Raw genomic sequence first — 6,062 nt, 5'->3', positions numbered from 1 at the left:
CGGGTGGACCGGACGGTGGCGCTGGGCGCGGCGGTGTCGCAGGCGTCCGGGCTGTCGTCGGGCTGGAACGGCGGGGTGTCGGGCTTTGCCGGCTACGCGCTGGCGACCGGCCTGCCGGTCGAGGTCGTGCCGGAGGTGGGCTTCAGCTACGATCGGCTGACGCGGGGCCGTGTGTCCGAGCGGGGCGGTCTGGTCGGGCAGGGCTTCGGCGGGCAGGGCTTCGCGGTCGCCGACCTCGACGCGGCGCGCAGCCTGGTCGGCGGGCGGGTGACGAGTTGGGCGTTGGCGGGCATTCCGGATCTGCGGCTTGAGGGTCGGGCGTACTGGGCGCACGAGCTGGCCGACACGGCGGCGGTGGTTCGCTCGAGCCTGTTCGGGGCGGGGTTCGCGGGCCGGACGAGCGCGCTGGGCCGGGACGGCGCGGTTCTGGGGGTGAGCCTGACGGGGGCGGTCGCCGCGGGCGTGCGGCTGTCGGTGGGCTACACCGGCGACGTCCGCCCCGGCGCCACCGCCCAGGTGTTCACCGCCGGCCTCCAGGCCGCGTGGTAGAGCATCGACGGACCTTCGAGCGTTCCTAGCTAGCCTTACGATCGGCGGATGCATGTCGTCGCCCGCCGATCGTTTACGTGGCCCCTCCCCCGCATTCGGCCGGCATAGCCTCCGACGCATCATCCGATCGTGTTACTCTCCAAGTCGGCCTCCTCGTCGACCATGCGGCCGGGGCTCCCGTTCGGCAGGTACCGATCGCGCTCCACGGTGCGGGCGGCGTTTCGAGTGTGCGGCCGCCTCCAGCACTCGCCCGTCGTCGGCATCCAGGCGTGCGGGCGACCTGCTACTTCGACACCCACGCATCTTCGACCCAGATCTGCCCGTGCAGATCAGAAGCCAATGCCGCAGCTATCGCCTGCTGTGCTGCCGCCGTGTCGAGATCGGAGGCGACGACGGCGTCCTCCCCCTCGGACTCGGCGGGCCCTACCGAGAAGACCTTCTCCTTGCCGGTATCGACAAGTCTCGCATCGACACCCCGGAGCTGGACGTAGGAGACGGACTTGTCCTGAGGATCCTGCCACGCGGTAGCCCGGAGCGAGATCGCTTCCTGAGCTCCCATCGGATCCAGGTAGGACACCTTGCGGGTGAGGGCCATCTGGATCTCGCCTCGCCCGGCGTCCTTGCCCGACGAGACGATCGTCGCATCGGGGATAGCCTTCGGCAATGCGCGACCGAGGGCGGCGATCAGATCGGCGTCGCCCGGCTTCGCCTTGAGCTTGACGAGCTGGGACTTGTCGGCGACCTGCCCGTATTCCGCAGTCGCCACTCCCGGGAGCTTCTTCACCTTCTCGAGGAGCGCGGGAGCTCTCTCCGGATCGACGTCGATCGAGATCGACGAGGTGCCGCCTCTCAGGTCGGCGCAGTTCGGGACCAGACCGGCGGGATCCATCCGGGCACCTTCAGTGCGGACCAGCTTCACCAGATCGACGACGTTCGGAAGCTTCGTCGTCACCGAGAGGGTTCCGGGATCGGGTACGGGCTTGTCGCTCACGTCTTCAGTCTCGTCCTCTGCCGTCGAACCGGAGGGCAGCGCGGTCGGATCCTCCTCCGAGAACGTCAGGCCGGTGGCTGCGATGGCGACGCTATGGTCCGGAAGCTTCAGAGAGCCGTTCAGCTGCTGCTCGTCCTTCGAGCCGCTCCGCTTGATCGACACGGCGACCCGATCCCCCGCCGAGCTTGCTCCGGCTCCGGAGAAGTTCGCGCCGTCGGCCTTCAGCGGGATCACCAGACGGTCGACGCGCCGCGACAGGGTGCTTGTCGGGTAGCAGACGTCGATGCTCGCGTCGGTGATCTGGCTGCCCTGCGAGGTCAACTTCAGGACGCCGTCGATCAGATACGTCGCCGAACCGTCCAGGGACCCTTCCGAAAAGCTGAGGTAGCGGGTCGACGGCTGCTGAGGTTGCGGCTTCTTCGATTTGCCCTGGGCATTCGCCTGACCGCACAGTCCGATCAGAACAATCGTCGCCACCAGGAACCGCATGTGACCTCCCCAGGTCCGCCGATCATGTGCAGGGCATCATGCCCGACGTTGCGGTGCACGGCCACCCGATCGCGGGCCACGCATGTCGGGACAGCTTGATCGGCGACCGACGTCGGTCGTCGGTCGTCGGATCGTCCCGGATCCTGGCAGTCGGTGCCGAGAACCTCGGCCGGGGAGCGATCCGATCGAACGCCGCCTCCAAGCGCATCTCGCCGATCGTCCGGCTGTAGCCGCATCGGCCGAATGCTGGAGATGTCATGATTTGTGATGGCTCCGACCGCGGATATCTATGAATGTTGGACGTCGCCGCGAGACATCAGTTCTCAATCAAAAGACTTCCCATTCCAACGAACGTAGCCTCCACCTCCGCCATGGGCATCCATATGGACCTTCGGGATGCGCTCGCGGCCTACCTTGACGTTGGCACCCAGCATATCGTGGGCCTTCTGGAGCAATGATCCGCGACGCAGATAGAACAGTACGGAGCAAACCTGCATGCCGCAATGACTGCTCCGTGACATTTTACCGGCACATCGGATCGCCTCGTGGGATATAATCAAGTCGGGCATGCCGTCACCATCGAGATCCCGCTCGATCAGGCCGGCGGGATCGATGCGCCCTTGACGACCATCGCACCCGTCATTGATCTCCTGCTTTGCCAAGTAGGCCGCCGCTCTTGATTCCGCCACAGCCGGCGCTGCAAAGAGCGAACCCATCAGGATCACGAAAGTCAGTCTTACCATAAACATCGTACGTCTCCCGATAGTCGTCCCAAGCAGACCAGAGTCAGCCTTTGCATTGACGCGACAGGCTTGACTTCGCCGATGCATAGCCGTCAGTCCTTACGGGCCACTTGGTGCGTTCGTCGAAGACGATGGCCGCTTTACCGCCCGAGCTCAGTAATTCATCTATGTCCGGTCGCAACGGCCAGCTGTACAGCTCGTTGTTGGTCCTCGGCGGTACGGTCAGCTTGATCTGTCGTCCGGCAGCGGAGAGGGATAGCGTATCTCCAGCGCTTAGACCGTTCTCGACGGAGTAGATCTCGAAGGACCTTTCGCCACCGCGCCGGCACGAGACGAATATGCACAGATTGGAGGAGACGCAGGAGGTGAACGCAGGATACGGAGTTCCTTTTGCCGGCTTCCACCCCGAGTTCGCGACCTGGACGCAACACAGCATGAATAGGAGGGCGACCGCACCCGATCTGGTTGACATGATATGGTCCCTACTCTGTTGAGATCGCGTCCATTTTCACGATTTTTCCCGCTGCGCCGCAGAACAGAGCCTTGATCGTCACGGTGCGGCCGTTGCGGATCAATGTGGAATATCCATCGCGAGTAATCGCTTTCTGGCGTGGATCGGGAAAATCGTACAAAGCGGGTACGTTGATGTGCTGCTCGCCGCCTTTTTGGTTAAGTGTGAATCCGCGTACCGTTCCCTGCTCGAATGTTAGATCGCTGATGCGGCCGCGCAAGGCCATCGAAGAACAGTCCTTCGCCGGCGACAGGTTAGACATCGAGACAATTTTGCCGTCGACGGAACGATTCACCCTCATATCCGCGAAAACGACGCTGGATCCGGCGGTATATAGCAGAAATGAACCTAGATATTTTCCTATGCAACAACTTGCGGCTGGCATCGAATTCTCCGTAGACGCGTATTCAAAGCAAGATTTTCGATCGCGATCCGCAGCGCAAGCCGTAAATTAGCGCAGGACTGATAATCATTTGGCTTAGAGGCTTCGGGTCGGAGCCGGCGTCACGAGTGCGGCTGGACTCGGCGCATGCGGTCTAGTTGGACTTGGCGGAGGTCTTCTGCTTCTCTACAGGTCTATGGAGACTGTCCTAGTCAAAGACTCGCGCGATTGGCTTACAAAACTGACCTCCGGCCTCTGACCGCCTGGATCGTCGAGGACATGTCCGCTCGAGTGCCCGCGTGGCGCAGAAGCAGACCGGCAGCATTCCACCCCGAGCAGTCATACGGCTTCCGACCCATTCCGGCCGCAGCCACAGCCGTCCGCATTTCTCGAAAGCGGTCATAGACAGAACGCGGTTCAAGGTCGGCTCGGGATAGTCAGCGAGCCTCTGCGAGGCTGAACGCCGAGGCCAGCTCCGGTCAATGGAGGCGCAAAGCGGGCGGCGCGGCTCCGCCGGGCGCGTCATGCATGCTTTACTTAACGACCTTTCCGCCAAGACGTTCGTAGTAGCGTCGACAGGACTCGTTTTGCTTGATCTCTTAACCGGGGCTCAAGCCTTGCCATGCGCTGATTGGCCATGGCGTTCGCCCACAATGCCCCGCCTCCACCAGCTTGGCGCTTCGTTTCCTGGCTGACCACCTCGCCACTGCAGGTTCCTCCGGACGTACTCCGGGTCTTGCGGAGGCGCCTTGTCGTGGGGACTGCCCCCCTTTGCGTGGCTGCCGTCGTCGGTGCCGCGCTGGCTAGTCTCGCCGTCCTGCGTGTTCCCACGCTGATGATGCTCTCTTGGCTGTGCGCCGACCTGGCACTCACCTTTGTGCGCCTCATCAGCATGTTGGTGATGAGGCGCGCCCTTCGCGGCCCGGCTCAACCAACAGACGGCGGGTTCCCGCTTACGGACCTTTACGTACTCAGCTCCATGCTGTGGTGCGCCCAGATCGGCTGCGGGGTTGGCTTATGTATGGCCTCGGCCGATCCGGTGCTGGTGCCGTTCGCCTGCCTTGCGACAACGGGATTTGTGGGAGGTCTAGCAGCCCGCAATCCTGGTGCACCGCGGATGACCGTGGTCCAGATGATCAGCGTGGTTGTGCCTTTCACGATCGGCGCGGTACTGAGCGGCCAACCCTGGCTCCTGGCCCTCTGCGGGCTGGCGCCGCTCTACCTCGTGGCTGTCGCGGCCGTGAACCGGCGCTTGCACACCGACTATGTAGCGCTGCTGCGTGCCGAGCTGGCGCTGCGCCATCAAGCCTTTCACTGCGGGCTCACCGGGCTGCCCAACCGCACCTTCCTCAATCAATCCCTGGGATCCGCACTCGAGGGTACGGAGGGTGAGGAAGAGCATGCGGTCACACTGCTCTACCTTGACCTGGACGGCTTCAAGAGCGTGAACGACACCTACGGCCACGCTGCTGGCGACCTCCTTTTGCAGCTGGTGGCGCGCCGGCTGAAGGACGTGGTCATGGCCACCGACATTGTTGCCCGTATTGGCGGCGACGAGTTTGCCGTACTGTTGTCAGGGCCCCGAGCTGCATCCGCTGAGGTGATAGCCAGCATGATCATCTCGGCTGTGGGGCTGCCCTATGACCTCAGCCAAGGCACGTTGGTCCGGATCGGGGTGAGCGTCGGGATTGCAGAACGGGATCTAGATGCCTCCGACAGCCAGGCGCTCCTCGCTAGCGCGGATCGCGCCCTGTATGCCGCCAAAAAGCAGGGCAAGGGTACCTTTTATCGCGCGCCCCCCGCCAGGAATGATGGCGACCGCATATCGAAGCACATCAGCGCATAAACTTGTTGAATGCTGAGCATAAACACGACCAACTGGACGGCTTGGTTGCTGCTGTGGCGGCATTTCCGGGCATAGCCTAATGCGGCTACTCCGCTTCGAAGGAATGGTGTCGAAAAGGCGGACGGTACCCTATCGACCCGTTGCAGTCGTCCAGAGAGCCGTCCGGATTTCCTGAAAGCGGTCCTAGAGGGTATCGCGAACCTGAGGGTGCGCCAGTCTTGGCTGGATGACCGCCCGTCGCGCCTACCCATCTGACATCAACGATGAAGAGCGGACGCTGATCGCGCCTTACCTGACGCTCCTGCCCACGGCGGCCGCTGAGCGCGAGCACAGCATGCGCGACGTGTTCAGCGGGCTTTGCTACTTGGCGCGCAACGCCATGGCGCGGGCGATTTCCGGCAATTGTTCAGAACGGGATGTCGCGGACCTCACTCGGTTGATGCGTCGTTTCGCCGATGCTGTGCAGACTGATCCTGCCGAGCAGGGCTGACGTTCTTTCCCGAAACATCGTCGTTTTCGGAAGGCAACGCCGGGCGAGTTTGCGCACCGCT

Annotated in this window: 6 protein-coding genes; 3 read left to right on the top strand and 3 right to left on the bottom strand. The window is 63.2% G+C overall.

The window, feature by feature from the left end:
* Positions 1-549, top strand: a 549-nt coding sequence (locus tag C4T42_RS24180) for an autotransporter outer membrane beta-barrel domain-containing protein (protein WP_146074027.1), incomplete at its 5' end; no start/stop codon positions are given.
* Positions 550-832: 283 nt separating this feature from the next.
* Here the strand turns inward: C4T42_RS24180 and C4T42_RS24175 are convergent.
* From C4T42_RS24175 to C4T42_RS31580, 3 genes are all read right to left on the bottom strand, one after another.
* Positions 833-2,029 (bottom strand): hypothetical protein, encoded by a 1,197-nt coding sequence (locus C4T42_RS24175; RefSeq protein WP_103985999.1) that lies wholly within the window; start codon positions 2,027-2,029, stop codon positions 833-835.
* A 323-nt stretch (positions 2,030-2,352) separates the two neighbouring features.
* Positions 2,353-2,778: a hypothetical protein gene (locus C4T42_RS31585; protein ID WP_132367865.1), complete on the bottom strand. Its 426-nt coding sequence runs from the start codon at positions 2,776-2,778 to the stop codon at positions 2,353-2,355.
* Between the two features lie 476 nt (positions 2,779-3,254).
* Positions 3,255-3,578, bottom strand: coding sequence for a hypothetical protein (locus tag C4T42_RS31580; RefSeq protein WP_132367864.1), 324 nt, complete (start codon positions 3,576-3,578; stop codon positions 3,255-3,257).
* A gap of 862 nt (positions 3,579-4,440) precedes the next feature.
* On the opposite strand from C4T42_RS31580, the gene C4T42_RS24165 reads away from it, so the two are divergent.
* Both C4T42_RS24165 and C4T42_RS24160 read left to right on the top strand, forming a co-directional pair.
* On the top strand, positions 4,441-5,511 hold the full coding sequence (locus tag C4T42_RS24165; RefSeq protein WP_181049208.1) for a GGDEF domain-containing protein: 1,071 nt from the start codon (positions 4,441-4,443) through the stop codon (positions 5,509-5,511).
* A gap of 226 nt (positions 5,512-5,737) precedes the next feature.
* Positions 5,738-6,001, top strand: coding sequence for a hypothetical protein (locus C4T42_RS24160; protein WP_020096469.1), 264 nt, complete (start codon positions 5,738-5,740; stop codon positions 5,999-6,001).
* Positions 6,002-6,062 lie beyond the last annotated feature (61 nt).

Source organism: Methylobacterium sp. 190mf (assembly GCF_900107945.1).
In the GTDB taxonomy this organism is placed as follows: domain Bacteria; phylum Pseudomonadota; class Alphaproteobacteria; order Rhizobiales; family Beijerinckiaceae; genus Methylobacterium.
This window is presented reverse-complemented; position numbering and strand designations above follow the sequence as displayed.

Excerpts from the sequence above, each read along its gene's own strand:
- C4T42_RS24175 (WP_103985999.1), bottom strand. The coding sequence starts at position 2,029 with ATGCGGTTCCTGGTGGCGACGATTGTTCTGATCGGACTGTGCGGTCAG.
- C4T42_RS31585 (WP_132367865.1), bottom strand. The coding sequence starts at position 2,778 with ATGTTTATGGTAAGACTGACTTTCGTGATCCTGATGGGTTCGCTCTTT.
- C4T42_RS24160 (WP_020096469.1), top strand. The coding sequence starts at position 5,738 with ATGACCGCCCGTCGCGCCTACCCATCTGACATCAACGATGAAGAGCGG.